This window comes from Arthrobacter sp. P1_C12_2 (assembly GCF_056406415.1).
Window position 1 is genome coordinate 333,988 of record NZ_JBFUAF010000002.1, and the last position, 25,654, is coordinate 359,641.

At 67.2% G+C, this 25,654-nt stretch carries 20 protein-coding genes; 9 read left to right on the plus strand and 11 right to left on the minus strand.

Going from position 1 to position 25,654, the window contains the following annotated elements:
• Positions 1-152: 152 nt before the first annotated feature.
• Both AC1DZQ_RS04285 and AC1DZQ_RS04290 read left to right on the plus strand, forming a co-directional pair.
• On the plus strand, positions 153-953 hold the full coding sequence (locus tag AC1DZQ_RS04285; RefSeq protein WP_476962327.1) for an SGNH/GDSL hydrolase family protein: 801 nt from the start codon (positions 153-155) through the stop codon (positions 951-953).
• A 531-nt stretch (positions 954-1,484) separates the two neighbouring features.
• Positions 1,485-2,411, plus strand: a complete 927-nt coding sequence (locus AC1DZQ_RS04290) for a GerMN domain-containing protein (RefSeq protein ID WP_476962328.1) — start codon at positions 1,485-1,487, stop codon at positions 2,409-2,411.
• An 85-nt stretch (positions 2,412-2,496) separates the two neighbouring features.
• On the opposite strand, the gene AC1DZQ_RS04295 is transcribed toward AC1DZQ_RS04290, so the two are convergent.
• The 3 genes from AC1DZQ_RS04295 to hrcA all read right to left on the minus strand — a co-directional run bounded on the left by AC1DZQ_RS04295 (position 2,497) and on the right by hrcA (position 5,480).
• Positions 2,497-3,270 (minus strand): 16S rRNA (uracil(1498)-N(3))-methyltransferase, encoded by a 774-nt coding sequence (locus tag AC1DZQ_RS04295; protein WP_476962329.1) that lies wholly within the window; start codon positions 3,268-3,270, stop codon positions 2,497-2,499.
• Positions 3,271-3,272: 2 nt separating this feature from the next.
• On the minus strand, positions 3,273-4,403 hold the full coding sequence (gene dnaJ, locus AC1DZQ_RS04300; RefSeq protein WP_476962330.1) for a molecular chaperone DnaJ: 1,131 nt from the start codon (positions 4,401-4,403) through the stop codon (positions 3,273-3,275).
• Between the two features lie 63 nt (positions 4,404-4,466).
• Positions 4,467-5,480: a heat-inducible transcriptional repressor HrcA gene (gene hrcA / locus AC1DZQ_RS04305; protein ID WP_476962331.1), complete on the minus strand. Its 1,014-nt coding sequence runs from the start codon at positions 5,478-5,480 to the stop codon at positions 4,467-4,469.
• Between the two features lie 318 nt (positions 5,481-5,798).
• On the opposite strand from hrcA, the gene AC1DZQ_RS04310 reads away from it, so the two are divergent.
• Both AC1DZQ_RS04310 and AC1DZQ_RS04315 read left to right on the plus strand, forming a co-directional pair.
• Positions 5,799-6,650, plus strand: coding sequence for a DUF3097 domain-containing protein (locus AC1DZQ_RS04310; RefSeq protein ID WP_476962332.1), 852 nt, complete (start codon positions 5,799-5,801; stop codon positions 6,648-6,650).
• 141 nt (positions 6,651-6,791) lie between these two features.
• On the plus strand, positions 6,792-7,211 hold the full coding sequence (locus tag AC1DZQ_RS04315) for a DUF4870 domain-containing protein (protein ID WP_476962333.1): 420 nt from the start codon (positions 6,792-6,794) through the stop codon (positions 7,209-7,211).
• A 105-nt stretch (positions 7,212-7,316) separates the two neighbouring features.
• Here the strand turns inward: AC1DZQ_RS04315 and hemW are convergent, their stop codons facing one another.
• Together hemW and lepA are read right to left on the minus strand one after the other, a co-directional pair.
• Positions 7,317-8,555 (minus strand): radical SAM family heme chaperone HemW, encoded by a 1,239-nt coding sequence (hemW, locus tag AC1DZQ_RS04320; RefSeq protein WP_476962334.1) that lies wholly within the window; start codon positions 8,553-8,555, stop codon positions 7,317-7,319.
• Between the two features lie 45 nt (positions 8,556-8,600).
• Complete coding sequence (gene lepA / locus AC1DZQ_RS04325) at positions 8,601-10,454, minus strand: translation elongation factor 4 (protein ID WP_277525897.1); 1,854 nt, start codon at positions 10,452-10,454, stop codon at positions 8,601-8,603.
• Between the two features lie 348 nt (positions 10,455-10,802).
• On the opposite strand from lepA, the gene AC1DZQ_RS04330 reads away from it, so the two are divergent.
• Both AC1DZQ_RS04330 and rpsT read left to right on the plus strand, forming a co-directional pair.
• Positions 10,803-11,408: a type II toxin-antitoxin system PemK/MazF family toxin gene (locus AC1DZQ_RS04330; protein WP_476962335.1), complete on the plus strand. Its 606-nt coding sequence runs from the start codon at positions 10,803-10,805 to the stop codon at positions 11,406-11,408.
• Between the two features lie 203 nt (positions 11,409-11,611).
• Positions 11,612-11,872 carry a 30S ribosomal protein S20 gene (gene rpsT / locus AC1DZQ_RS04335; protein ID WP_018773112.1) on the plus strand — a complete coding sequence of 87 codons (261 nt, stop codon included), beginning with the start codon at positions 11,612-11,614 and terminating at the stop codon, positions 11,870-11,872.
• 172 nt (positions 11,873-12,044) lie between these two features.
• Here rpsT and holA read toward each other — a convergent pair whose 3' ends face one another.
• Genes holA through AC1DZQ_RS04350 form a run of 3 tightly spaced genes read right to left on the minus strand, consistent with a single transcriptional unit; the run spans position 12,045 to position 15,650 of the window.
• Entirely contained in the window at positions 12,045-13,061 is a 1,017-nt protein-coding gene (gene holA, locus AC1DZQ_RS04340) for a DNA polymerase III subunit delta (protein WP_476962336.1), read from the minus strand.
• The gene (locus AC1DZQ_RS04345) at positions 12,995-15,001 is read right to left on the minus strand and encodes a ComEC/Rec2 family competence protein (RefSeq protein ID WP_476962337.1); all 2,007 of its coding nucleotides are present in this window, start codon (positions 14,999-15,001) and stop codon (positions 12,995-12,997) included. The genes holA and AC1DZQ_RS04345 overlap by 67 nt, the downstream gene beginning before the upstream one ends.
• Position 15,002: 1 nt before the next feature.
• Complete coding sequence (locus AC1DZQ_RS04350; RefSeq protein ID WP_476962338.1) at positions 15,003-15,650, minus strand: ComEA family DNA-binding protein; 648 nt, start codon at positions 15,648-15,650, stop codon at positions 15,003-15,005.
• A gap of 917 nt (positions 15,651-16,567) precedes the next feature.
• On the opposite strand from AC1DZQ_RS04350, the gene AC1DZQ_RS04355 reads away from it, so the two are divergent.
• On the plus strand, positions 16,568-17,146 hold the full coding sequence (locus AC1DZQ_RS04355; RefSeq protein WP_476962339.1) for a hypothetical protein: 579 nt from the start codon (positions 16,568-16,570) through the stop codon (positions 17,144-17,146).
• Here AC1DZQ_RS04355 and AC1DZQ_RS04360 read toward each other — a convergent pair.
• The 3 genes from AC1DZQ_RS04360 to leuS all read right to left on the minus strand — a co-directional run bounded on the left by AC1DZQ_RS04360 (position 17,130) and on the right by leuS (position 21,154).
• On the minus strand, positions 17,130-17,315 hold the full coding sequence (locus AC1DZQ_RS04360; protein ID WP_090581036.1) for a hypothetical protein: 186 nt from the start codon (positions 17,313-17,315) through the stop codon (positions 17,130-17,132). The genes AC1DZQ_RS04355 and AC1DZQ_RS04360 overlap by 17 nt on opposite strands.
• A gap of 104 nt (positions 17,316-17,419) precedes the next feature.
• Positions 17,420-18,505 (minus strand): DegV family protein, encoded by a 1,086-nt coding sequence (locus AC1DZQ_RS04365; protein ID WP_476962340.1) that lies wholly within the window; start codon positions 18,503-18,505, stop codon positions 17,420-17,422.
• Positions 18,506-18,628: 123 nt separating this feature from the next.
• Positions 18,629-21,154 carry a leucine--tRNA ligase gene (leuS, locus tag AC1DZQ_RS04370; protein WP_476962341.1) on the minus strand — a complete coding sequence of 842 codons (2,526 nt, stop codon included), beginning with the start codon at positions 21,152-21,154 and terminating at the stop codon, positions 18,629-18,631.
• A gap of 873 nt (positions 21,155-22,027) precedes the next feature.
• Here leuS and AC1DZQ_RS04375 point away from each other — a divergent pair.
• Complete coding sequence (locus AC1DZQ_RS04375; RefSeq protein WP_476962342.1) at positions 22,028-25,177, plus strand: efflux RND transporter permease subunit; 3,150 nt, start codon at positions 22,028-22,030, stop codon at positions 25,175-25,177.
• Positions 25,174-25,632, plus strand: a complete 459-nt coding sequence (locus tag AC1DZQ_RS04380; protein ID WP_476962343.1) for a hypothetical protein — start codon at positions 25,174-25,176, stop codon at positions 25,630-25,632. The genes AC1DZQ_RS04375 and AC1DZQ_RS04380 overlap by 4 nt, the downstream gene beginning before the upstream one ends.
• Positions 25,633-25,654: the final 22 nt, after the last annotated feature.

A 25,654-nucleotide genomic window follows, 5' to 3' on the forward strand; every position in this document is an offset into this window, starting at 1 on the left:
TTCGGCCGCCCCGCGCGGTTCTACGATCTGGCATCTTGGGATGAGCGCGCAGGCAGAGAGTTAGGGCACTTTCTTGTAGAGGACAGAAACGCGAGGCGCTCGTGCGATCGACATGGGCCGCGTTGCTGCGGCCGTTCTGAGAGGATCAGTTGATGAGTAGGTATCGGAAGATTGTCTGCCTGGGTAGCTCGTTCGCGGCTGGTCCTGGGATCGAGCCTGTCGAAGACGCGAACGCGATGCGCTCGTCCCGCAACTATGCCCACCTGTTGGCACATCGCCTCGGCGCGGACCTGGTTGACCTGTCCGTCTCCGGCGCGACGACTGCCACCATCCTCGACACACCACAGCTGACCATGGCCGGAGTCGAGTTCCCGCCGCAGATCGACGGGGTACAAGCCGACACCGACCTCGTCACCGTGACCGCCGGCGGAAACGACCTTCAGTTCGCAGGATCCATGCTCTACGCCGCTTGGTCACGATTCCAGCCGGACAGCCCGATGGTCACCATGCTTTCCCAGGGCTTCTCAAACGACATTCCCGAGCCGACCGAACAGAGCATTGACGCGGTAGCGCACGGACTCGTCAAGATCGTGAATGAAGTCCGTGCCCGTGCAAATCATGCTCGCGTTGTCCTGGTGGACTACCTGACCGTGATTGACGGTCAGGACCAGCCCGGGCGTTGGCCTTTCTCCCCCGCCGAGACGGCACTCTTCTTGCGCATTCAGGAAGCCCTGGTCCGCGGCTACGAAATCGCAGCCGAGCGATCCGGCGCCGAGTTGCTGCAAGCCTCGGAGCTGAGCGTGGACCACGGCCTCGGATCGGCAGAGCCCTGGATATTCGGCTTCCAGCCCTCGTTCGAGAAGACCGGCTCCTCGTTTCACCCCAACGGCGCGGGAATGTCAGCGATCGCCGACGCCCTGGCGCAACGCTTAGCCCATGAAACGTCTTCCTAGGGTTGAGTCCGCCATGAGCCGAGTGTTGCGCATCTGCGATGGACAGGCCAATGCACTGATACGCCTGGTGCTGCGACCCCTCGCCAGAACTCTGACAGACCCACAGGCCAATCAGATCCGAGACGACGTTTACCTGGCCCTACACGAGGGGCCAGTCAAGGAGCTCATCGCGGGATTGTGACTGCTGTGCCCGTACACCATCGGGCTGCTGGCACAGCAGGCCTGAGCAAACCGCCGGACCACGTCCGCCCGAGGGCCACCCGCGGGACCCAATTAGGTATCAACTTTGTATCGGCCTCATATCGTTCCCGTTGCATTTCCGGCGCCGTGGCCCAAACCTGGCTGCCGCGCCGCGCCCGTGTGCCATGCTGGAATCCGGTTGTTCCGGGATCGCCGGCCGGTCTCCGGCCGATGAGGGATGGGGCTGCCACCAGGAGTCTACGACTGCTGCAAACAGATCATCGCCGCGGAAAGCGGGACGTAACACGAAGGGACAGCGGCATCAGGAAGCGTGGAGTTCAGCAGCCATCGGTGGGGCGCGTCCGCCGCGTCGCGCTGGCGCTGGCGCTGCCTGCCGCCCTCCTCCTGTCCGGCTGCGTAGCGACGCCGCAGAGCGGCATTACGAACTCCAGCAGCCCGTCAGAGCTCATTCCCATCCCGGCGTCGGGCGTCCCGACCACGAGCGCTCCGCTCGAGACGGCCCAGACGTCGAACAAGGCTCCGGTGTATTGGATCGGCCGGGGCAATGACAACGCGTTTCTCTACCGCGAGTTCCGTGACGTTCCGGATCAGGACAATCCCGTCACCCGCGCCCTGCGGGTAATGATGTCGCAGAAGCCGCTGGACCCGGATTTCTTCACGCCCTGGCAAAACCCGAAGAAGCTGGCGACGTCGATTTCCGGCAAGAACGTCATCACGGTGGATGTCTCCGCTGATGCCTTCAACAGCAACGTGGATGCAGCCATGGCCGAGCGCGCCATCCAGCAGCTCGTCTACACGGCGACAGCTGCCGCGGCCAGCGCCGGCCTCATCGATGCCGGACAGCAGGTCCAGGTGGTTGTGCTGGTTGACGGTCACACGGACTACGTCGCCTTCAACCATGTCCGGTTGGGCGAACCGACATCCCGCAGCGCCGGGATGGTGGCACCGGTGTGGATCATCGATCCGCAGGAAGGTACGTCTGTGGCCGACGGTTCGGTCAAAATCAGTGGCCGCAGCACCGTCCAGGGCGGGAAACTGCGCTGGGCGATCCTCAAGGTAGACGGCGACGGCGACAACGCCAAGACCGCGTATCTCAACGGCAACGCCACGGCCTCGGCCGACTCCGCCCATTCAGGGTTGTTCACCTTGTCCGCGAACCTCGGCCCGGGCACTTACGAGGTCCGGGTGTCCCAGGTGGACCCGTCCGACAGCGCCAAGGAAGTATTCCAGGACACCCGCGGCTTCACGGTCAAATAGGCTTCCCGGTCAAATAGGCTCCGCAGTCAAATAGCCGTCACGGTCGAATAACCGTCATGTCACTGGCGACGACGGCTGCCGCCGGTCACCAGCGGCCGAGGATGTCGCTGGCCAGCACGGTAGCGGCGGGCCCCGCAGTGGACGAGCGCAGCACGTGGTGCCCCAGGAGGGCAGTGACTGCCCCCGCGTCGCACAGCCGGGTCACTTCCCGCGGGCTGATGCCGCCTTCGGGACCCACGATCAGCAGCACTTCACGGGATCCGGCGTCACCGGGCTGCGCGGATTCCAGCCAGGTTTCCAGGACGAGCCGCAGCGGGCGGACGGCGTCTTCGTGCAGGATGACCGCGAGGTCCGCGGCCGCCACGGCCGCTTGCAGCCCGGCGCCGTCGACTGCCGCCCGGACCTCCGGGATCCAGGCCCGGCGCGCCTGCTTGGCAGCTGCCGTCACCACAGACTGCCACTTGGCGTGCGCCTTCGCGGCCCGTTCCGCCTTCCACCGCACAATGGACCGTTCCGCCTGCCAGGGAATGACAGCGTCGATGCCCAGCTCGGTGGCCGTCTCGGCTGCCAGTTCGTCGCGGTCGCCCTTGGCGAGGGCTTGGACCAGGACCAGCCGGGTCCCGGGCCGAGGCTCGGCAGCAACGTCGAGGCACTCGACGGTCAGTTCCCCGGGCAGGGCGGCGGTCACCGTGCCGGTCAGCCGCTTGCCGGCGCCGTCGGCGATGTCCACGGCCTCGCCGACCGCGATCCGCTTGACGGTGACGGCGTGGCGGGCCTCGGCGCCCTCCAGGACGAAGGCGGAGCCGGGGACCTGCTGGTCCAGGGTGCCTGGGGCGGTGAAGAAGACCGGGTTACTCACCGCTACAGGTTACCGAACCGGTCCCGGAGCTTAGCGAAGACACCGCCGCTGGCCGCGAGCTTTCCGGCCGTGAAGTGCTCGCCGCGCAGCTTGGCCAGTTGGCGGAGCAGGTCCTCCTGGGCGGCATCGAGCTTGCCCGGCGTTTCAACCTGCAGGTGCACCTTCAGATCACCGCGCCCGTGCCCGCGCAGATGGGTGACACCGAGGCCGCGCAGGGTGATGATCTCGCCCGACTGGGTGCCGGCCCTGACGTCGATCTCCTGCTGCCCGTCGAAGGTGTCGAGGGAAATTTCGGTGCCGAGCGCGGCGGCCGTCATGGGGATGTTGAGGCTCGCGTGCAGATCGTCGCCGTCGCGGACGTACGTGGCGTCGTTGTTGACCCGGATTTCCACGTACAGGTCCCCGGCCGGTCCGCCGGCGGGTCCCGCCTCGCCCTGGCCGGACAACTGGATGCGGGTGCCGGTGGCAACGCCGGCCGGTACCTTGACGGTCAGCGAGCGGCGGCTGCGGATCCGGCCCTGGCCGCTGCACTCGTTGCAGGGGTCCTTGATGACGGTGCCGAAGCCCTCGCAGGATCCGCAGGGGGCCGAGGTCATGACCTGGCCCAGGATGGAGCGCACAGCGCGCTGGACCTGGCCGCTGCCGCCACAGATGTCGCAGCGCACCGGGTGGGTGCCCTCGCGGCAGCAGGAGCCCTCGCACGTCGGGCAGACCACAGCCGTGTCGACCTCCAGCTTCTTGTTCACGCCGAACACCGCGTCGCGGAGGTCAATCCGCACGCTGATCAGCGCGTCCTGGCCGCGGCGGACACGGGACGCGGGGCCGCCCTGGCCGCCGCCTGCCCCGAAGAACGTCTCGAAAATGTCCTGGAAGGCGAAGCCCTGGCCCGAGTAGCTGCCGCCGCCGAAGCCGTTGTCGGTGCCGTTCTCGTTGCCCGTGGTGTCATAGACCCGGCGCTTCTGCGGATCGGAGAGGACCTCGTAGGCGTGCGTGACGGCCTTGAACCGGTCTGAGGCGTCTTCTCCCGGGTTCACGTCCGGGTGCAGGGTCCGGGCCAGTTTCCGGTAAGCCTTCTTGATCTCCTCCCCCGTTGCGTCGCGGGAGACTCCAAGAACGTCATAGTGGCTGCTCAAAGTGTGTATCTCTTCCTTGTTGTACTGCCTGTGGGGCAAGAAGTCGCGTTAGGTCCCGGCCTGTCAAGGCCCCAGGATCCTCGAAAGGTAACGGGCCACCGCGCGGACGGCGGCCATGGTGGTGGGATAGTCCATCCGGGTGGGTCCCAGGACGCCGACCTTGGCCGTGGCGTCCGGCCCATAGGCGGTGGCCACGACTGAGGCCTCGGCGAGGCCGTCGTAGGGGTTTTCCCGGCCGATGCTCACGGTCACGCCGCGCGGGTCTTCGGCCATTTCGCTGAGCAGGCGGAGCATGACCACCTGTTCCTCGAGCGCCTCCAGCACGGGGCCGATGCTAAGCGGGAAGTCCACATTGGAGCGTGCCAGATTCGCCGTGCCGGCCATAACCATGCGCTCTTCGCGGCTGCTCGTGGCCAGGGCTTCCAGGCCGCGGGCCAGCGCCTGCGCCGCGCCACGGCGCGCCGGCGCGCCGGCGGCGACGACGGCGGGCAGCAGCTGGGGCAGCAGGCTCAGCGGGGTTCCGGACAGGCTCGACAGGAAACGGGTACGCAGCTCCGCCAGGGCGTCGTCGGGTATATCCTGCCCGACGTCGATGACGCGCTGCTCCACTTTGCCGGTGTCCGCGATGAGGACGATCAGCACCTTCCGGGGGGCCAGCAGCACGAACTCTATGTGCCGCACCCGGGCGCGGCTGAGCAGCGGATACTGCACGACGGCGACCTGGTTGGTCAGGTGCGAGAGGAGCCTCACGGTCCGGTCAAGGATGTCGTCGAGGTCCTCGGATCCTTCCAGCAGGGCCTGGATGGCCCGGCGCTCGGCGGGGGACAACGGCTTCACCGCTGAGATCTGGTCGACGAAGAGCCGGTAGCCCTTGTCAGTGGGGATCCGGCCCGCACTCGTATGCGGTGCCGTGATCAGACCCTCGTCTTCCAGCGCCGCCATGTCATTTCGGATCGTGGCACTGGAGACGCCGAGATGGTGCCGCTCGACGAGCGCTTTGGAACCAACGGGCTCACGCGAATGGACGTAGTCCTCCACGATGGCGCGCAGCACTTCGAGTTTGCGCGGTTCGCTCACGCTCCACCTCCAATCGACTGTCCCGCAGCCGGTGCCGCCCCGCCTTGTCCGGTTCACGTCCACCCGTGGTGCACGGACGGCCCGAAACAGGACAAGGGTTAGCACTCGACATGCCTAAGTGCTAACCAGTCTAATATGAGTCGCCGCGTTGTTAGCATTGGATTCGCTCCAGGCGTGGCCCACGGGAACGCGATTCCTGTCACGCCGGCGCCGGGACCGTGGCAGCCGCCGCCGTTGCGCGCCGTCGCGGTCCGGGTTCCGGCCCCGGAGAGTTCCACCGACCGCCGTACATTCCGAGTGCAAAGTAAGCGTGTAGAGATGTCGTACCAGAACTGGGGACCCCAGGACCTGTCCGCCCCCGCCAAGACCCAGTTGCCGGAAGTCCCGGTGGAACGCGGGATGGTCCTCGAGGAGGTCCAGTCCGGGTGGGTGGGTGCCGTGACCCGAGTGGAGAAGTCCGGCGGCATGCACGTCGTGGCGCTGGAGGACCGGCGGGGCAAGTCGCGGTCCTTCCGCCTCGGCTTTGGCTTCCTTTTGGAGGGCCAGCCCATCCGACTGATGCCTCCGGCCCCAAAGAAGGCGGCACCGGCCGCCGGTGCCGGCCGCACGGCGTCCGGCTCGGTCCGGGTGGCGGGGCAGCGCGCACAGGTGGCCAAAGCCAGCCGCATCTGGGTTGAAGGCAAGCACGACGCCGAGCTGGTGGAGAAGGTCTGGGGCGATGACCTCCGGGTGGAGGGCATCGTCGTCGAACCCCTGCACGGCATTGACGACCTCGCGGCCGCCGTGGCGGAGTTCGGACCGGGCCCGGGCCGGCGCCTCGGCGTGCTCGTAGACCACCTGGTGGCCGACTCCAAGGAGTCGCGGATCGCCGACGCCGTCATGGCCTCACCGGGCGCCGCCGGCAACGTCCTGATCGTGGGCCACCCGTACGTGGACGTGTGGCAGGCCATCCGGCCCGCGGTCCTGGGGATTGAGCAGTGGCCCGTGATCCCCCGCGGCGTGGACTGGAAGACCGGCATCCTGATGGCCTTCGGGTGGCCCCACTCCACGAAGGAGGACGTCGGCCTCGGCTGGCAGAAACTCCTGGGGGCTGTCCGCAGCTACGCGGATCTGGAGGCGTCCCTGCTTGGCCGCGTGGAAGAGGTCATTGACTTCCTCACCGTGCCCTAGCCCGCCGCGGCCGCCCCGTGATCTCCATTTCCGGGCCCGAGCAAGTATTCTTGTATCTGCGGCCGCCCTCCCAGTGCGGTCCCGGCTATTCCAGGCATCACCCAGGCAGCAACGCATCATCGCAATCTGAAGGGCTACACCGTGGCAGATAACGCACGCGAACACACGGGCAACCAGGCCGGCCATGGTCAGGCCCCGTACCATGGCGTTCCGGCAAACGCGCTGCCGCTGACGGCCGGCGAGGACCGGCAGTGGGCCACGCTGGCGCACTTTGGCGGCATCCTGGGTTGCGTACCGTCGCTGCTGATCTACCTCATCTTCAAGGACCGCGGCCCGTTCACGGCGCAGGAATCCAAGGAAGCCCTCAATTTCACGCTGCCGCCGACCATCGCCGCAGTGCTCTGCAATCTGCTGGTCTTCATTCCCGTGGTGGGCAACCTCTTCGCCGTGCTCGCCACGGTGATCTGGATCGCCGTGACGTGCTTCTCGGTGGCGGCAGGCATCCACGTCAACCGCGGCCAGCCGCACCGCTACGAGTTCAACCTGCGCTGGATCAAATAGCCCCGCCCGGACCCAAGAAAGAGAGCCGGCCGCCGCCCGTAAGGGCAGCGGCCGGCTCTCTCGTTTGTGCGGCAGGCTGTTGGTGGCCGCTGTGTGGCCGGCGGCCTAGTCCGGCAGGATCCTGCGGACCACGGCGTCGGCCAGCAGCCGGCCTTTGAGCGTGAGGATGAGCCGGCCCTTGAAAGCGGCCGCGGGGTCCACCAGGCCGTCGGCAATCAGCCCCGCGATGGCGTGCCTGCCGGTGTCCCCCAGGCCGCCGAGGCTCGGGATGTCGAGTCCGGAGTTGAGCCGGGCCTCGAGCATGACCCGTTCCACGTTCCGGGTTTCGGTGTCCAGCGTTTCGCGTCCGGCGGCGGGTGAGACGCCGGCGCCGAGGCGGTTGGCGTAGGCGGTGGGGTGCTTGACGTTCCACCAGCGGACGCCGCCGACGTGGGAGTGAGCCCCGGGCCCGATGCCCCACCAGTCGTCCCCCCGCCAGTAGGCGAGGTTGTGCCGGCAGGCCTGTTCCGGGGTGCGGGACCAGTTGCTGACCTCGTACCAGGCGAGCCCGGCCGCGGAAATCAGTTCGTCGGCGAGTTCGTATTTGGCGGCGTGGTCGTCGTCGTCGATTTCCGGCACTTCGCCGCGGCGGATCTGCGCCGCAAGCTTCGTGCCGTCTTCAACAATCAGGGCATAGGCGCTGATGTGGTCTGGGGCGTAGGACAATGCCGTCTCGAGCGAGTAGCGCCAGTCCTCCAGCGACTCCCCCGGCGTCCCGTAGATGAGGTCCAGGCTGACCGCGAGCCCGGCATCGCGCGCCCACTGCACCACCTCCGGCACCCGGCTGGGCGTGTGGGTGCGGTCCAGGACCTTCAGGACGTGCGGCACGGCCGACTGCATGCCGAACGAGACGCGGGTGAACCCGGCGTCGGCGAGCAGCTGCAAGGATGCGGGGGTGACGGAATCGGGGTTCGCCTCGGTGGTCACCTCGGCGCCGGGCTGCAGGCCCCAGGCGCCGATCGCGGCCGTGAGTATGCGCGCCAGGTCCTCCGCCGGCAGCAGCGTGGGTGTGCCGCCGCCGAAGAAGACCGTGCTGAGGGGACGGCCGGGCAGGCCGGATTCCTTCAGAGCTCCGGCGGCGAATTCCACTTCCGCGATCGCGGTGGCGGCGTAGGCGTCCTGGGAGGCCCCGCCGCCCAGCTCGGTGGCGGTATAGGTGTTGAAGTCGCAGTACCCGCAGCGGACCGCGCAGAACGGGATGTGCACATACAGCCCGAACGCGCGCTGCCCGGCGCCCTGGCGCGCCTGGGCAGGGAGGAGCCCGTCCGGCGGCGCCGGGTCGCCGAGTGGAAGGACGCTAGGCACGGGCCCGGCCTGCCGATACTGCAGCAACCGTCATTACCTGCACCGTTACTTCTTGGCCTTGTCCTTGGACTCGTCCGTTGTCAGCGCTGCGATGAACGCCTCCTGCGGCACCTCGACGCGGCCCACCATCTTCATGCGCTTCTTGCCTTCCTTCTGCTTCTCCAGCAGCTTGCGCTTTCGGGTGATGTCACCGCCGTAGCACTTGGCAAGGACGTCCTTGCGGATGGCGCGGATGCTTTCGCGGGCGATGATCCTGGAGCCGATGGCGGCCTGGATGGGCACCTCGAACTGCTGGCGCGGGATGAGTTCGCGCAGCTTGCCGGTCATCATCACGCCGTAGGCGTAGGCCTTGTCACGGTGGGTGATGGCGGAGAAGGCGTCAACCTGCTCGCCCTGGAGCATGATGTCCACCTTGACGAGGTCGGCCACCTGCTCGCCGTCGGCCTTCCAGTCCAGCGACCCGTAGCCGCGGGTCTTTGACTTGAGGATGTCGAAGAAATCGAAGACGATTTCGGCCAGCGGCAGGCGGTAACGGATTTCCACCCGGTCCTCGGAGAGGTAGTCCATGCCGCCCATGACGCCGCGCCGGCTCTGGCACAGCTCCATGATCGCGCCGACGAACTCGTTCGGCGCAAGGATGGTGGCGGACACCATCGGCTCGCGGACTTCGGCGATCTTTCCGGTGGGGTATTCGCTGGGGTTCGTGACGTGGACGATTCTCTTGTCCTCCAGCGTCACCTCGTATTCCACGTTGGGGGCGGTGGAAATGAGGTCCAGGTTGTATTCGCGTTCGAGCCGCTCGCGGGTGATTTCCAGGTGCAGCAGGCCCAGGAATCCCACCCGGAAGCCGAATCCCAGCGCCGCGGAGGTTTCGGGCTCGTACACCAGCGCGGCGTCGTTGAGCATCAGCTTCTCCAGCGCATCGCGGAGTACCGGATAGTCCGTGCCATCCAGCGGATACAGGCCGGAGAAGACCATCGGCTTGGCGTCCGCATAGCCGGGGAGGGACTCGGTGGCCGGCTTGGCCAGGTTGGTGACGGTGTCGCCCACCTTGGACAGGCGGACGTCCTTCACGCCGGTGATGAGGTAGCCCACCTCGCCGACGCCGAGGCCCTTGGAGGGCGTGGGTTCCGGGGAACTTACACCGATCTCAAGGAGTTCGTGCGTGGCACGGGTGGACATCATCTGGATGCGTTCACGCGGGTGCAGCATGCCGTCGACCACGCGGACGTAGGTGACCACGCCGCGGTAGGTGTCGTAGACCGAGTCGAAGATCATGGCCCGGGCGGGGGCGTTCGGGTCACCCACCGGGGCCGGCAGGTCGCGGACGATCTTGTCCAGCAGGACCTCGACGCCCATGCCGGTCTTGCCGGAGACTCGGAGCACGTCGTCGGGGTCGCCGCCGATCAGGTTGGCGAGTTCCGCCGCGTACTTCTCGGGCTGTGCTGCCGGGAGGTCGATCTTGTTCAGGACCGGGATGATCGTGAGGTTGTTTTCCATCGCCAGGTACAGGTTGGCGAGGGTCTGGGCCTCGATGCCCTGGGCCGCGTCCACCAGCAGGATCGCACCTTCGCAGGCCGCGAGCGAACGGGAGACCTCGTAAGTGAAGTCGACGTGCCCGGGGGTGTCGATCATGTTCAGCGCGTAGCTGGTGCCGTCGAGTTCCCAGGGCATGCGGACGGCCTGGGATTTGATGGTGATGCCGCGTTCGCGCTCAATGTCCATGCGGTCCAGGTACTGGGCCTTCATGTCACGGGACTGGACAACACCGGTGAACTGGAGCATCCGGTCGGCCAGTGTGGATTTGCCGTGGTCAATGTGCGCAATGATGCAGAAGTTCCGGATGATGGCCGGATCTGTTGCGGCGGGCACCGGGGCGGTGCGGGCCATGGGAGACACGCAGGGTCCTTACTGTTGGCATTACTGTTGGCTTTTCCACGGATCGGTGCGGATGCTCGTATGCCATCCCGCGACGTGGCGCATTTCTGTCCCTATAGTCTCCCACGTCCGGGCCGGTGGCAGTGCATCCCTGCGTTGCGTTGCGCACTCGGCCTGATCCGATGGATTCTCAGCGCGATTCCTCCGCGGCCCTGCCCTCGGATCTTCGCGGTTCTGCCTGCGGTTCTGTTCGCGGTTCTGGTCGCGGTTCTTTTCGCGCAGCGTGATCACGGGAACCGCCACCGCCAGGCCGCCCCCGGGCCGCGCTCTCCCCCGCTCCCCTCGGGACGTTGCCGGTATGGTTTCCCCATGGCTTGGAACTTACGATCGATCAGCAACGCGGTCCGCGACGCCCTGCGCTTCCTGGACAAATTCGGCGGCTCCGCACCGGGCCCCACCCGCGGGCCGGCGGCAAAACCTGCTGGGAAGCCTGCAGCGAAGCGGCGGCCGGGCCAGGCACGGCCCGGCGCCCCGACCCGTGCCGCGGGCGGCACCGCGGCCGTCGGGCTGACCGGGACATATCCCGGCGACTTCCGGGGGCGGGCCGCCGTCCGCTATGCCCCTGCACCCAATGGCCTGCCCGAGCCCGGCGAAATCGTCTGGACCTGGGTGCCTTATGAAGAGGACTATTCCCAGGGCAAGGACCGTCCGGTGCTGCTGGTGGGCACCAGCGGCCGGTATTTGCTGGGCCTGATGCTGACCAGCAAGGACCACGACGGAGACTCCCGCCGGTCGGATGACTACGTGGACATCGGCACGGGCCCTTGGGACCGCCAGTGGCGGCCCAGTGAAGCGAAGCTGGACCGGGTCCTGCAGATCAACGCGAAGGACATCCGGCGCGAAGGAGCGATCCTGGACGTAGGCCGCTTCAACCTCATCGCAGAGGCCCTGCGGGAGCGCCGCGGCTGGAACTGACCTGCCTGGGCCCGGGTGCGGCGGCGAATCGCCACCCGCACTCGTGCCGGCACGTTCATCTCTGCTATTATTGACAGCTGTGTGTCCGTGCAGGTCGACGGCCACAGATGGTTGGTCGCCATAGGTATCCCCACGCCGCTCAGTCAATGGCCAATCTGAAAGCCCTCTAGACCATTTTCCGCATTGAAAAAGAGAGTTCACACGTGGCTAATATCAAGTCCCAGAAGAAGCGCATCCTGACCAACGAAAAGGCTCGCCTGCGCAACAACGCAGTCAAGTCCGAGCTGAAGACGGCCATCCGCGCCGTCAACACCGCCGTTGAGTCCACCGACAAGGATGCTGCGGCTGTTGCACTGCTTTCTGCCAGCCGCAAGCTGGACAAGGCTGTCAGCAAGGGTGTTCTCCACAAGAACAACGCTGCAAACCGCAAGTCGGCCATCTCCAAGAAGGTCAACGCGCTCTAAGGTTTCCAGTTCACTCGAACTGATGATTGTGGCCGGCACCCCGTGGGTGCCGGCCACATCCAGTTAAAACAGGTTGCGTCATGAGCCGGGTCCGCGCCATTCCGGCACGCCGCCAACGGGCCATACCGAGTCCGCGCCGGACCCGCAGGCCCTGCCGGTTCGAACGCGGGTGTCAGGAACTCCGGACCGAGGTGGCAATCACCGTTACCGCGTGTTCCACGGCATAGACAGGATCCCGGGAGAGGCCCTTGACCTGGGCATCGGCCTCGGCGGTGACCTGAATGGAGCGGACCAGCCCCTCGGGCGTCCAGCGACGGACTTCCCGCTGGGCCTGTTCGACGAGCCAGGGCTGCATTCCCAGCTGCTTGGCGATCTGCGAGGACGATCCCTGCGCGCCGGCCACCTTGGCCAGGGAACGCAACTTCGACGCCAGGGCCGCCACGATCGGAACGGGGTCCGCGCCGGTGGCCAGGGCGTGGCGAAGTGTGGACAGGGCCAGCGGGCCGTTGCCCGCCATCGCGGCGTCGGCGACCTTGAAGGCTGTTGCCTCGACCCGGCCGCCGTAGTACTTGTCCACCATGGCCGCGTCCACGCCGGTAGTGGCGTCAGCGATCAGCTGGCTGCAGGCGGCGGCGAGTTCCGCGAGCTGTGCGCCGACCGCATTGACGAGGGCGTGCACGGCGTCGGGGTCGATCCGACGGGAGGCCGCCCGGAACTCGGCCGTGACGAAGGCGATTTTCTCGGCGTCTTTCTTGAGCGGCTGGCAGTCGACAACGGGCCAGCCCGCGGCCTTGACGGCGTCCAGCAGCTTCTTGCCGCGGACTCCCCCGCCGTGGCGGAGCACCAGGAAGGCGTCGGGTTCCGGCTGTGCCACATATTTCAGGGCATCGGCGAGAAAGGCATCGTTCATCGCCTCGAGCCCGTCGACCTCGATGAGCTTTTGTTCGCCGAACAGTGAAGGGCTGACGTTCATGGCCAGGGATCCGGCCGTGTAGCTGCCGGCATTGAGCCGGGTAATTTCGACGTCGGGCGCCACCTCGCGGACTTGCGCGCGGATACGGTCCATGGCCCGGGCGCCTATGTAGTCTTCCGGCCCGCCCACCAGGACGACGGCAGCCGGTGTCACGTCGCGCCAGGTGGCGGTGTTCGACGCCGAGGTCCTGGGCCGTTGGGTCTGGGCAGCAGCCACTCGTGATTCCTCCCGGAAGTTGGTTTGCGGACTCTAAGCGTCCCACGCCCGGACCGGTGCTCCAAGCCGCGGCTGAAGGGCCGTCGGGCGGCTGACCGTGCCGCCGCATGCGATCGTCCTTCGAGGATGGCGACCACCCGTGCGTGTGCTGCCAGGACGCCCCGCACAACCGCGGCCGGGTGCAGGGCAAGCCATGCCGCCGCCAGCACAGTCGCGGAAAAGATGCCCATGGTGACTGCGCCGAACGCCCCTTCCGGCCATGGCAGCGCGGCGCCCGGGAGTGCCGCGAAGAACCGGGCGACCCCGGCTACTGCGCCTGCGAAGGCGGCAGCTGCGGCCATGAGCAGCCCCGCTGCGGCAGGGACACCAGGCAGGAGCGCCACGGCGGCCGTGCCGAGGAGTGTAACTGGTGCCACGAGCGCCGCAGCGGCCACATTGGCGGGCAGGACGTAGGGGCCGAACTGCGGCTGCAACAGCACGATCACCGGAGCACAGAACAGCTGGGCGGACAGGGGTACGGCGACGCCGGCTGCCGCCCAGCGCGGCACCGAAGGTGGCAGCCAGTCCATGATGCGGTGTCCGGTGACCACAATTCCCAGCGTGGCCAGGACAGAGAGCAGGAATCCGAAGCTGGTCGCCAGGACCGGCTGCGCCAGCAGCAGGCCGATGACGGCAACGCAGAGCAGGCTGAGTCCGCGCCCGGCCCGGCCAAAGGCTACCGAGGCGAGGCCGATGCTGCCCATCAGCGCGGCCCGCAGCACGCTGGGATCCGGTCCCACCATGAGGACGAACAGCGCGAGTCCCGCGAGACTGGCCGCGGCGGCTGCCGTGCGCGGAAGTCGGAGCGTGCGGGCGGCGAGCAGCAGCGTCCCCAGGATCAGGCTGCAGTTTGCACCGCTGACGGCAGTCAAGTGCGTCATCCCGACGGTCTTCATGGCAGCTTCCAACTCGGCGTCCAGGGCGCTGGTGTCGCCGGTGACCATGCCGGGCAGCAGCCCGCCGGCGTCGCCCCCGAACCGTGCCGCCGCGGCGGTGAAGGCACGGCGGAGCTCCCCGGGACCCCGCTGCCAGGGTCCGGGTCCCCGCAACACCGTTGGCGCGGACGTCGCTGTTAGGAGTCCCGCTTCCGGCTCCCCTGGCGCGGCCGGCCGGAGCTTGCCCGTGGCGCGCAGGCGCTGGCCCGGAACGGCGTGTCCCCACGTGGCCCCACCCATGACGACGAGCCGTGCGTCTCCGGCAACCCGGTGGCCGCCGCAGGTCATCGCCGTCACCATCACGGGAACTGCCCAGCGGTCCTCCAGGCCGCCGGCCCCAGGAATTCTCAGCCGCCGCGGGGCGCCTGCAATTTCCAGTTCCGCGACGACGGCCGCGCGGGCGGCCACAGCTTCGGCGATTGCGCCGTCATGCCGCCGGGACGCCTCGACGGCGGCGTGCGCGCCCGCCGCGAGGGACAGCAACAGCGCCACTGCCACCGTGGCGCGAATGGTGCGCGGGGCCGCCGGCCCGGGGCTGGGGCCAGGCCCGGCGCGACCCCGCCCAACCTTGGCGCCCCGCCCCCTCGCACGGCCGGTCCCAGAACGACCAACATTGGCGCGACCAGCCAAGAAGAGCATGATTCCGGCCGCCGCCGCCAGCGCCCCGCAGAGACCGGCCAGTCCTGCAGGGGGCAACCAGTTGCCGGCAACGGCGGTCCCCCAGACGAGGAGTGCCGGGAGCACCAGCCGAAGGTCCGTCCGCCGTGTCCGTTCCGTCGGGCGCTGAGGCACGGCAGTGTCGCGTGCGGGTTTGCGCGATCCGCGGCTCGGGCCGCTGGCCACCGGCCCGTCGTGCTCCGCGTGCGCCGGGGAATGGAGGGCCGAGTCGACGTAGCGCTGCCACCGGCTCCGCGGGGACGCCGCGGCACCCAGCCGGCTGGTCCGATCCACATCAGGCTGTGCCACGTCAGATACCCACCAACGGGAGCAGGGCCTCGAGCAACTTCGGACCGATCCCGTCAACGGCGTCGAGCTCCTGCACGGTCTTGAACCGCCCGTGCTGCTGGCGCCAGTCCACGATCCGCTGCGCCAGCACCGGCCCGACGCGCGGGAGGGTCCCCAGTTCCTCGAGGCTGGCAGTGTTGAGGTTGACCTTCCCGCCACCGCTGACTGGTCCCGTGCCGCCCGTGGCGGAACCGGGCGCGGGTGAGCCGCCCGTGGGCGCATCCGGCTCATCGGGTTCGCCGCGGATCGGCACCAGGACCTTCTGGCCGTCCTCCAGCACGGCTGCCAGGTTGAGCCGGTCCGGATCTGCGAGAGCCGTGGCCCCGCCGGCGGCCGCAATCGCTTCGTGAAGCCGGCTTCCCGCCGGCAGCCGAACCACCCCGGGTCTGGCCACGGCACCGGCAACATGGACCTCGATGCTTTCCGGCCCCGCGCTGGGATCTTCTCCCGGAGGTGCGATGGTCTCGCCGGCCGCCGGACCGGGTTCTTCCATGGCCGCGGGGGCGGAGTCGCTGAGAGCCACCACCTGGGCGCCTCCGCTGGTGGCCTGCCACCAGAAGCAGCCGCCCAGCACCGCGGCGAGGACGCCCACCAGTGCCGCAGCCTTCACTCCAGTCCTGGACCGCAACCGCAAAGCTAGCGTCGGTCTTCCTGCCCGGCGGTGCCCGTTGGTTGCATCCGAATGGCTTGAAGGCTCTCCCGCGGCGCGCCGTCCAGCAGCGCGGACGGAATCAGCCGCCCGGGGCGGGACGGGGATTGCGGGCGCCGGAACCTCCATCTCCAGCAGCCCCGTCGAGTGGCCAAGTTCCCAGCTGGGATCCGGGGAGTCGCCCTGATACGCAGCATCTCCGGCATCCCGAGCATCTCCACGCGTCGCCGCCAGGCGTTCACGGGCAACCCTAACTCCGGTTACGGATTCAGCTCCCGGGTTGCGGCGTGACATGGAAACGACTCTAGGCAGCCCTCGCCCCTACTGACATCAGGTACCAGGCGTATGTGGAAATACCTGAGTAATACGCGTATTTCCGCGGCACCGGGCAAGTATTCCCTACGCTGGTGCCCGCCCGGGCCCGGTGGTAACGTCTGCATCCTCAATCGAGAAGACTTTTGCCGGCTGGGGGCAACCCTTATCGTCTGGATGTGACCATCAGGCGTCGAAAGCTGGTGTGCAATGAAGTGGTTGTTCGGGCCCGCGGCGGTCCTGGCGCTTGGTGGCACCATGCTGCCGGCCCCGCCTGTCGTGGCAGACACAACGCAAGCCACCTCAACCCAAGTCGTCAACTTTTCTCTGGAAGGCAGTTTCTGCCCCCAGCACGGCCTCTACGGCATAGCGCATGTTTCGGTCGACGGCACGGCGGGAATGACTGCCGACCAGAATTTCATCTGGACCACCCAAACAGCCGCCACATCCATTCATGCGGTTCCGTCGGCGGGCGCCGTCGCCAATGTCACGATTGTCTACCATTGCAACGTCCAGGTGCTCTGGTGGCTGGAGCCCGGCAGCGCCCACAGGGTGAAAGCGGCCGTTTGGGTCAACGGTTCGGGCCAGCAGCCCAGCTACACTATCGGGCCGAATCAGCCGCCGCCCGGGCCAACGCCCCCGCCCACGACCCCGCCTCCGACGGCCGTGCCGGCAGCCACCCAGCTGCCGACTCCGCCTCCAACGGCCGTGTCAACAACCGTGCCGACGACGCTGCCAACGACCGGGACGACGATCCCGGCAACGCTAGCGCCGAAGCCCGCGCCAACCACTCCGCCAACGACCATACCGACCGCCGTGCCGAAGCCGGCGCCAACCACCGTGCCGAAGCCCGCGCCAACGGCCCCGCCAACGACCGTGCCGGCTGCCCCACCGTCGGCCCCGCCGACGATCCCGCCAACGACCGTGCCGACCACCCCGCCAACCACCGTGCCAACGAACCCGCCAACGGCCCCGACGACGTCCGTGCCCCCGCCGACTGTCCCGCCAACGTCCGTGCCACCGACGACTTCCGGGCCAGCGGCATCGCCAACGTCCGCGCCGACGACCCCAACAACGCCCGCGACATCACCCGTACCTACCCCGTGAGACGCAGCTACAGTCTGTGGTTCACTGCTGATAGGTGATGTAGGCCTCGTACTGCACCCGCCATTTATCCGCGGCCTTGGGATCCGGCACGGTGGTGGTGAGGAATTGAACGCTGGTCACTTGGCCCTTGAGGTATTTCAGCCATTTGGTCACCTCTTCGGCAACGTCACGATCGAACTGGGCTACGTGGTGCACCTGCATTGCCATGGCGGCCTCCGGATTCGCTGGTTCGCTGGGTTCGGTGGGCTGACTTTACCGCCGGCGCCCGTTCACGGCCAGAGTCCAGCGTCCGCGCGGAAGGACCCGCCGCGCTAGGCCCCAGCTTCGCCCGCCGCGCCGACAGGCCCCGCTTCGCCGCCAGCCCCCGCTTCGCCGCCAGCCGGGCTAGCGGAGTCCCTGTGGGTGGCACCCGGGCCCGCTTCAGTAGGGGTGCTGCCCTCCCCCACGATCACCGCCAGCACACCGAGCCCCGCGTGGGCCGCCAGGACGGCCGGGAGTGCGCTGATCTGGGCCGGCGGACATGCCGGCAATGCCACTGCCAGGCGCCGGGCAAGGTCTTCTGCCTCGGCCTGGTTGCCGAAGTGGTGCACAGCCAGCCGCGCCTGCCCCGCAGGGCGGGTGGAGGCGTCCTCGGCCACGATTTCTTCCAGCCGCGCGATGGCCTTGGCCGCTGACCGGACCTTTTCCAGCGGGATGATCCGGCCGTCGTCGACCGCCAGAATGGGTTTGATGGAGAACATGGTCCCCCAGAGCGAGGCCGCAGCCCCGATCCGGCCACCGCGGCGCAACTGTTCCAGGCTCGGCACATAGAAGTACACTTTGGTGCGGTCCAGCCGGTCCTGCGCGAAAGCCAACACGTCGGCCGCGCTTCTGCCGTCGGCGGCCGCGACCACCGCGCCCTGCACGCCCATCCCCTGCGCCATTCCAACCGTCCGGGAGTCGAGGACCTCTACCGGTATGCCGACCCGTTGGGCTGCCAGGCGGGCGGCGTCGGCAGTCCCGGACAGCCCCGCTGAAATGTGAATTGAGACCACGGACTGGAAGCCACGCTCGCTGGCCTCCCGGTAGGCGTGTTCAAACTGCCCCGGTGACGGACGCGAGGTCTTGACGGGCTTGCCGCTGGCCAGGGCCACGGCGATTGTCTCCGCAATGTCGTCCTCACCTTCGCCGTAGATTTCGGCGCCGACCATTACGGGCATTGGGACTACGGTCAGCCCGCCGTCAGCAGCGAAAGCCCGGATCCAGTCCGCGGGCAGCGCGGCGGCAGAATCCGTGACCACGGCAACCTGCACGACGGCGGCGGGAGCCGCTTCGGGGACGCTGCCCCGGGAGCCCTGGCGAAGGCGAATAAGCCGCTCGCGCAGCCATGGCCAGCCTGACGGCTCGCGGTCTGGCACGAAGGACCTCCTGCTGTCGGGACGCATGGACTTTTTTCGCCGGCGAGGGCACCCGTGCCAGCCACGTTCCCTGCACTGGCCGCCGGGATCAGCCGGCGGCCAGTGACAGGCTGGTACGTCCGGCTAGGCCGGGACGATGTTGACCAGTTTAGGCGCCCGTACGATCACCGTGCGAAGGGCACGGCCGTCGAGGGCGCGCTGGACATTTTCCGATGCCAGCGCCAGTTCGCGCAGGTCCCCCTCGGAGATGTCCGGGGAAACCTCCAGGCGGTCCCGCACCTTGCCCTGCACCTGGACGACGGCGGTGACCGTGTCCTCCACGAGCAAGGCGTCGTCGTGCGTGGGCCAGCCGGCGTTGGCGACCGAGGCCGGGTGTCCCAGGACGTTCCACAGGTCCTCGGCGGTGTACGGCGCAAACAGGCTCAGGATGACGGCAACTGCCTCCACGGCTTCGCGGACTGCGGGGTCCGCGCCGCCAGCGCCGCTGTCGATGGTTTTGCGGGTCGCGTTGACCAGTTCCATCAGCTTTGCCACAACCACGTTGAACTTGTTGTGGTCCAACAGGGCCTGAGCATCTGCGATCGTGCGGTGGGTGACGGTGCGCAGGGCGCGGTCACCGGTGGCGACGTCGGCGCCGGGTGCGCTTGTTACGTCCTGGCCGAGGCGCCAGGCGCGGGCCAGGAACTTCGCGGAGCCCGACGGCGATACGTCCGCCCAATCGACGTCGTCCTCCGGCGGGGAAGCAAAGATCATGGTCAGGCGGACGGCGTCCACGCCGAACTTGTCCAGCTGCTCGCCGAGGTCGACGCCGTTGCCCAGGGACTTGCTCATGGCCTTGCCGCCGTTGAGCACCTGGCCCTGGTTCAGCAGCGCACTGAACGGCTCGTCCGCCTCGATCATGCCGAGGTCGTGGATGACCTTGGTGAAGAACCGCGCATAGAGCAGGTGCAGGATGGCGTGCTCCACGCCTCCCACATACTGGCCCACCGGCATCCAGTCGTTGATCTTCTCCGGATCGAACGGGCCGCCGGTGTACTGCGGGGAGACGAAGCGCAGGAAGTACCAGGAGGAATCCACGAAGGTGTCCATCGTGTCCGTGTCCCGCTTGGCCGGGCCGTGGCAGCTGGGGCACTCGACGTTGACCCAGCTTTCGACAGCGGCGAGCGGCGACGTGCCCTTCGGGGACAGGTCCTCGCCGCGCAGGTCCGCCGGCAGGGTCACGGGCAGCTGATCGTCCGGGACCGGGACCTCGCCGCAGTCCGGGCAGTGGATGATGGGGATCGGGGTGCCCCAGAACCGCTGCCGGCTGAGCAGCCAGTCACGCAGCCGGAAGTTCACGAACTTCTCGCCGGTGCCCAGCTCGCGCAGGATTTCGATGGCCGCAGGGATGGCCTCTGCCTTCGGCAGCCCGTCGAGCCCGCCGGAGTTGATCAGGGTCCCCTCACCGGTGGTGGCGATGCCCGTGGCTGCGGGGTCTTCCTCGCCGGTGTCCAGCACTGCCCGGACGGGCAGGTCAAAGGTCTTGGCGAAGTCGAGGTCGCGCTGGTCATGAGCCGGGACGGCCATGATGGCGCCCGTGCCGTAGTCGGCCAGGACATAGTCGGCGGCCCAGACAGGCAGCATTTCGCCATTGAGCGGGTTAGTCGCGTAGCGGCCGGTGAACACGCCGGTCTTTTCGCGCTCGGTGGACTGGCGCTCGATCTCGGACAGCGCCTTGACCTGTTCGCGGTAGGCGTCCAGGGCGGCGGCGTGCTCGTCGGTGACCAGTTCGACGGCGAGCGGCGCGTCGGCAGCGACGACGAAGAACGTTGCGCCGTAGAGGGTGTCCGGACGCGTCGTGAAGACGGTGACATCCTTGGCGGCCTTGCCGCCGTCGGCCTCGATCACAAAGTTGACGTGGGCGCCCTCGGAACGGCCGATCCAGTTCTTCTGCATGGCGAGGACGCGTTCGGGCCAGTGCCCGCGCAGTTCGTCCATGTCATCGAGCAGGCGGTCGGCGTAGTCGGTGATCTTGAAGTACCACTGGTTCAGGGACTTCTTGGTCACGGGAGTGCCACACCGCTCGCAGGCGCCGTTGACCACCTGTTCGTTGGCCAGCACGGTCTGGTCCTTGGGGCACCAGTTGACCGGCGAATTCTTGCGGTAGGCCAGTCCACGCTCGTAGAACCGCGTGAACAGCCACTGGGTCCAGCGGTAGTACTCCGGATCGGAGGTGTGCAGCCGGCGGGACCAGTCCGCGGAGATTGCGTAGCGCTTGAACGACGCCGCCTGGGTGTCGATGTTGGCGTAGGTCCACTCACTGGGGTGCGCGTTGCGTTTGATCGCCGCGTTTTCCGCCGGCAGGCCGAAGGAGTCCCAGCCGATCGGGTGCAGCACGTCGTAGCCCTGCTGGCGCAGGTAGCGCGCCACAACGTCGCCCATCGCGAACGCCTCGGCGTGGCCCATGTGAAGGTCACCGGACGGGTACGGGAACATGTCCAGCACGTAGCGGCGTTCCTTTGAGCCGTCGTCGAGCGGCGTGAAGACCTTCAGGTCTTCCCAGACCTGCGGCCATTTGGCTTCCATAGCCGCGAAGCTGTAGGCACCTTCCTCGGGCCCCTCCGCCGCGGCTGCTGGTGATCCGGTCTGTGTTTCCGGCTGAACGCTCACTGCTGGCCTCTTCTGTTCTATGCGGCCTGTTATCTCAAGCCTGTCTACCGTCAGGCCTGCCTGCCGCCAGGCCTGTTCACCATCAAGTCTGCACTGTCACGGCCGGCTGCCCGGCCCTGACCCCATGCTGTCCGTACTATCTGCTCCTGCTGTGACTTCGTTCCTTGCGGCCCGGAATGTACCCGGACACACAAAAGCCCCTCGACATGGAGGGGCCGCCGCTCGGCAATCCGAGGACTCTTCGGAATCGAGGTCTCGTCGGGATACCGGGCGGCTAGCTAAGCAGGAGCACGGCGCGCATAGGACCACTTTAGCCCCTCGGGCTGGTTCGCGCTGAACCGACAGGCCCCGGGGCCCCCGGTAGTCGCAGTCGACTAGCGTTCCGGCGCCCTTCGCGGGCCGTTATGTCCAAAATTGTTACAAATGCAATACCTATGGAATAGCGGTACTTACTGCCAATTGCTGGATGCATTGGATGAGTAGCCAATACAGAAATTCAGGTAGCGCGGAGCGGAAAACAGGTAGAAAGACGAGCAATACTCGGGTGGCTTTCTGCGTGCGTTTGGGCTGTTCCACGAAGTTTGCCTCGAAAGCGCATTATGCGGCTCCAGGCTGGGAGAACGCCGTGAAAACCCGGGGACGAGACTCAAAATTTTCATCTTGCCAAACGATTCAAATGGGAACACTATTCGATAAAGGTCAGCAAATGTGATCTCTTGGGGGGATTCGCAAATGGTCTCGGGTTGAGGAGCCTGTCATGTATCACTTGCGCATTTATTCCGTGCAACTGCCGAAAACCCCCGCCGGCCGCACACGCGACGCCGGCTCCCTGGAACAGAGCTAGCCATGTTCGGCTGGATCACCCGTTTCAGTATGCAGTTCCGCATCCTGGTTCTCGCCATGGCCGCCGGACTCATTGCCTTCGGGGTAGTGAACGTCCCAAACGTCCCCATCGACAGCATGCCCGAGTTCGCCCCGGCCCACGTCGAGATCCAGACCGAGGCCTTGGGCCTCTCAGCTGCCGAAGTCGAACAGCTCATCACCTCTCCGATGGAAGCCGACCTCCTTAACGGGGTGGCGTGGCTCGATGAAATCCGGTCCAAATCCGTTCCCGGCCTGTCCTCAATCGAGCTCGTGTTCGAGCCGGGTACCGACCTTCTACGCGCGCGCCAGCTCGTTGCCGAACGCATGACCCAGGCCCACGCGCTGCCGAACGTCTCGGCGCCGCCACTGATCATGCAGCCGCTGTCGTCAACCAGCCGTGTCCTCATGGTCCGGATGAGCTCCAAGGAGCTCTCCGGCATCGAAATGTCGGTCCTGGCCCGGTGGAAGATCAAGCCGCGGCTGATCGGCATTCCCGGTGTCGCCAACGTTTCCATTTGGGGACAGCGCGAGCAGCAGCTCCAGGTGGAGGTGACCCCCACGCAGCTGCGCGACAAGGGCATCACGCTCGAACAGGTCATCAAGACCACAGGCAACGCAGTCTGGGTGTCGCCGCTGAGCTTCCTTGAGGCGTCAACCCCCGGCACGGGCGGGTTCGTGGAGTCGCCGAGCCAACGCCTGGGCATCCAGCACGTCCTGCCCATCCGGACGCCGGCCGACCTGGCCAAGGTCAGTGTCGAAGACGCCGGCTCTCCCATGCTCCTGGGTGACATTGCCCAGGTCAAGGAAGACCACCAGCCGCTGATCGGGGACGCCGTCGTCGGCCAGGATGCAGGCCTGCTCCTGGTGGTGGAGAAGTTCCCCGGAGCCAGCACGCTGCAGGTCACCAAGGACCTCGAGGCTGCCCTGAACGACATGCAGCCCGGGCTTTCCGGAATCCAGATGGATACGTCCGTCTTCCGGCCTGCCTCGTTCCTGCAGGATGCCGTGGACGGACTCGGCGTGGCGCTGCTCGTGAGTCTCCTGATCGCCGTCCTGCTCTTCTGGGCCCTGTTCCGTTCCTGGCGTGTCGCCGTGATCGCCCTCGTGGCGATCACCACCACAGTCATGGCGGCGGGAGTGGTGCTCTACTTGCTCGACGCCACCCTGAATATATCGACCCTCGCCGGCATCATGCTGGGCGTGTCCGTGATTGTGGGGGACATCGTCGAGGATGTGCAGGCGCATCGGCGCCGGCCGTTGCGGGCCACAGAGACCGAGACCGATGCCACCATCAGGTTCCGCATGGTCCAGCTTGTGCGCAGCGTGCGCACACCGCTGTTCCATGGGTCCCTCATCATGGCCCTCGCGCTCGTTCCGACGCTGTTCGTTACGGGAGTCGGCGGTGCGTTCTTCCAGCCCCTCTTCTGGTCCCTGGCGCTGGCGCTTGCCGTGGCAATGCTGGTGGGTTTGTCCGTGACACCGGTCCTGGCGTATTTCCTGCTTCCCGCTGAGAAAGCACGGCGGGCGGACTCGCACGGTGTCGTCCGGGCCAGGTCCACCTACGACCGGGCCCTTGAGGGCGCACGTTCCCGCCGCACCCTCGGCATCGTCGCCGTCGCCGTCGTTGGTCTGCTGGGACTCGCCGCCGCATCGCAGCTGGTCGCAAACCGGGCTGTCGTGCCGACGATTCCGGACCGGACGCTCCTGGTGCAGTGGGACTCGATGGCAGGCACGTCCAACGACGAGGTCCGCCGGGTGGCGTCCAAGGCGTCCGACGAACTGCGGACCCTGCCGGGTGTCTCGGGAGTCGGCGGGCACATCGGCCGCGCCATTTCCTCCGACCAGGTTGTCGGGAATAGTTCCGCGGAACTCTGGGTGTCCATCACACCGGATGCCAACTTCAGCGAGACGGAGCAGGCGGTCCGTGACGTTGTCCAGGGCTACCCGGGCATTGCCCACAACGTGGCGAACTACTCCCAGCAGCAGATCGGTGAACAGCGCAGCAGCACGGATTCCGGATTCGCCGTCCGCGTTTACGGAACCGATTTGCCGGTCCTGCGCGAGAAGGCCGAAGAGGTCCGCAAGGCCATCGAAAAGGTCGACGGCGTGAAGAACCCGACCATCAACGCCAGCGCCATGACGCCCATCGTGGAAGTCGAGGTCAACCTCGAGGCGGCGCAAAAGGTCGGGATCAAGCCCGGCGACGCACGGCGCGCCGCTGCCGCCCTGATGCAAGGCATCGTCGTCGGCAACCTTTTCGAACAGCAGAAGGTCTTTGAAGTCGTGGTGCGCGGCGCGGTGGATGTCAGGGATGACCTGACCAGCATCCGTGAACTCCTGCTCGACACGCCAAGCGGCGGCCAGGTCCAGCTGGGCCAGATCGCCGATGTCCGGCTGGTTCCCAATGAAGTCGTGATCCTGCACGATGACACTTCGCGCCGGATCGATGTGGTGGCCGAGGTCAGCGGACGTCCGCTTGCGGACATCCAGCGCGACATCAACGTGGCGATCGAGCAGGTCCAGTTCCCGCTGGAATACCACGCCGAAATCCCCACGAAGTACAGTGATCAGCTCGCCGGCGATGCCATGGTTCTGTGGATCGGCGCGGCTGCCCTCCTGGGAATCCTGCTCCTTCTCCAGACAGCCGTGCGGAGCTGGAAGCTGGCGCTTGCCGTCTTCCTGTCCCTGCCTGCCGCACTGGCCGGGGCCGCCGTGGCAGCGTGGATCGCTGGAGGCGCCATCACTGTGCTGGCGCTGACGGCCTTTGCCGCGGTGCTGGCCGTCGCTGCCCGCAACGCGGCGCTGCTATCAGCCCGGACGGATGAGCTGTGGCGGGCCGCCCCGCACGAGTCCCCTGACAAGGTCATCATGATGGCGGCCCGGGACCGGGTATCGCCCATCCTGAAGGCCGCCCTGATCACGGTGGCGATCCTGATCCCGCCGGGACTCTTCGGCGGCGCCGTCGGCGGGTCTCTTCTGGGCCCGATGGCCCTGATCATCGTCGGCGGACTCATCACGACAACTCTCATCGGGATCTTCGTACTCCCCCTGCTCGCACTCTGGTTCGGACCCAAGTCCGCCCCCGAAGAGTGGGCCGAAGTGTACGAGGCCGAAGTTCCCGTCCAGCCCGTTACGCAGGAAAAGGTGGAAGCAAAATGACCAGCCAACAGCCCCTGCGGCGCCTGCCCCTGGCGGCCGCTGTATGTGCAGCACTTCTGTTCGCGTTGCCCGCATGTGCCCAGACGACGGCGGCGGCCCCTGCCGCCGTATCGGCCAACGAGCCCGCCAAGGTGGAGAAGAACGCCGCAACAGGCATCGCGAAACTGACCTTGACGGAAAAGGGAATCGAACGCCTCGACCTGAAGACCGATATCGTCAAGGCCGGGAAGGGAACGGACATCGTCGTGCCCTACTCAGCCCTGCTCTACGACTCCAGCGGAAAAACCTGGGTTTACACCAACCCGGCCCCGCGGGTCTACCAGCGGCAGGCGGTCACGGTAGCCAAGGTGGAAGACGGAGTGGTCACGGCCTCGGCCGGCCCCGCGGTCGGCACCGCAATCGTGACCGTCGGCGCGGCCGAACTCTTCGGCGCTGAATTCGATACGGCGCACTGACATGCGCCGGATTGTCGCTGCA

Bases quoted from the DNA above. Each gene is read 5' to 3' on its own strand.
- AC1DZQ_RS04380 (WP_476962343.1), top strand. From the start codon at position 25,174: ATGACCAGCCAACAGCCCCTGCGGCGCCTGCCCCTGGCGGCCGCTGTA.
- AC1DZQ_RS04285 (WP_476962327.1), top strand. From the start codon at position 153: ATGAGTAGGTATCGGAAGATTGTCTGCCTGGGTAGCTCGTTCGCGGCT.
- AC1DZQ_RS04360 (WP_090581036.1), bottom strand. From the start codon at position 17,315: ATGGCAATGCAGGTGCACCACGTAGCCCAGTTCGATCGTGACGTTGCC.
- AC1DZQ_RS04375 (WP_476962342.1), top strand. From the start codon at position 22,028: ATGCAGTTCCGCATCCTGGTTCTCGCCATGGCCGCCGGACTCATTGCC.
- AC1DZQ_RS04330 (WP_476962335.1), top strand. From the start codon at position 10,803: ATGGCTTGGAACTTACGATCGATCAGCAACGCGGTCCGCGACGCCCTG.
- AC1DZQ_RS04310 (WP_476962332.1), top strand. From the start codon at position 5,799: ATGTCGTACCAGAACTGGGGACCCCAGGACCTGTCCGCCCCCGCCAAG.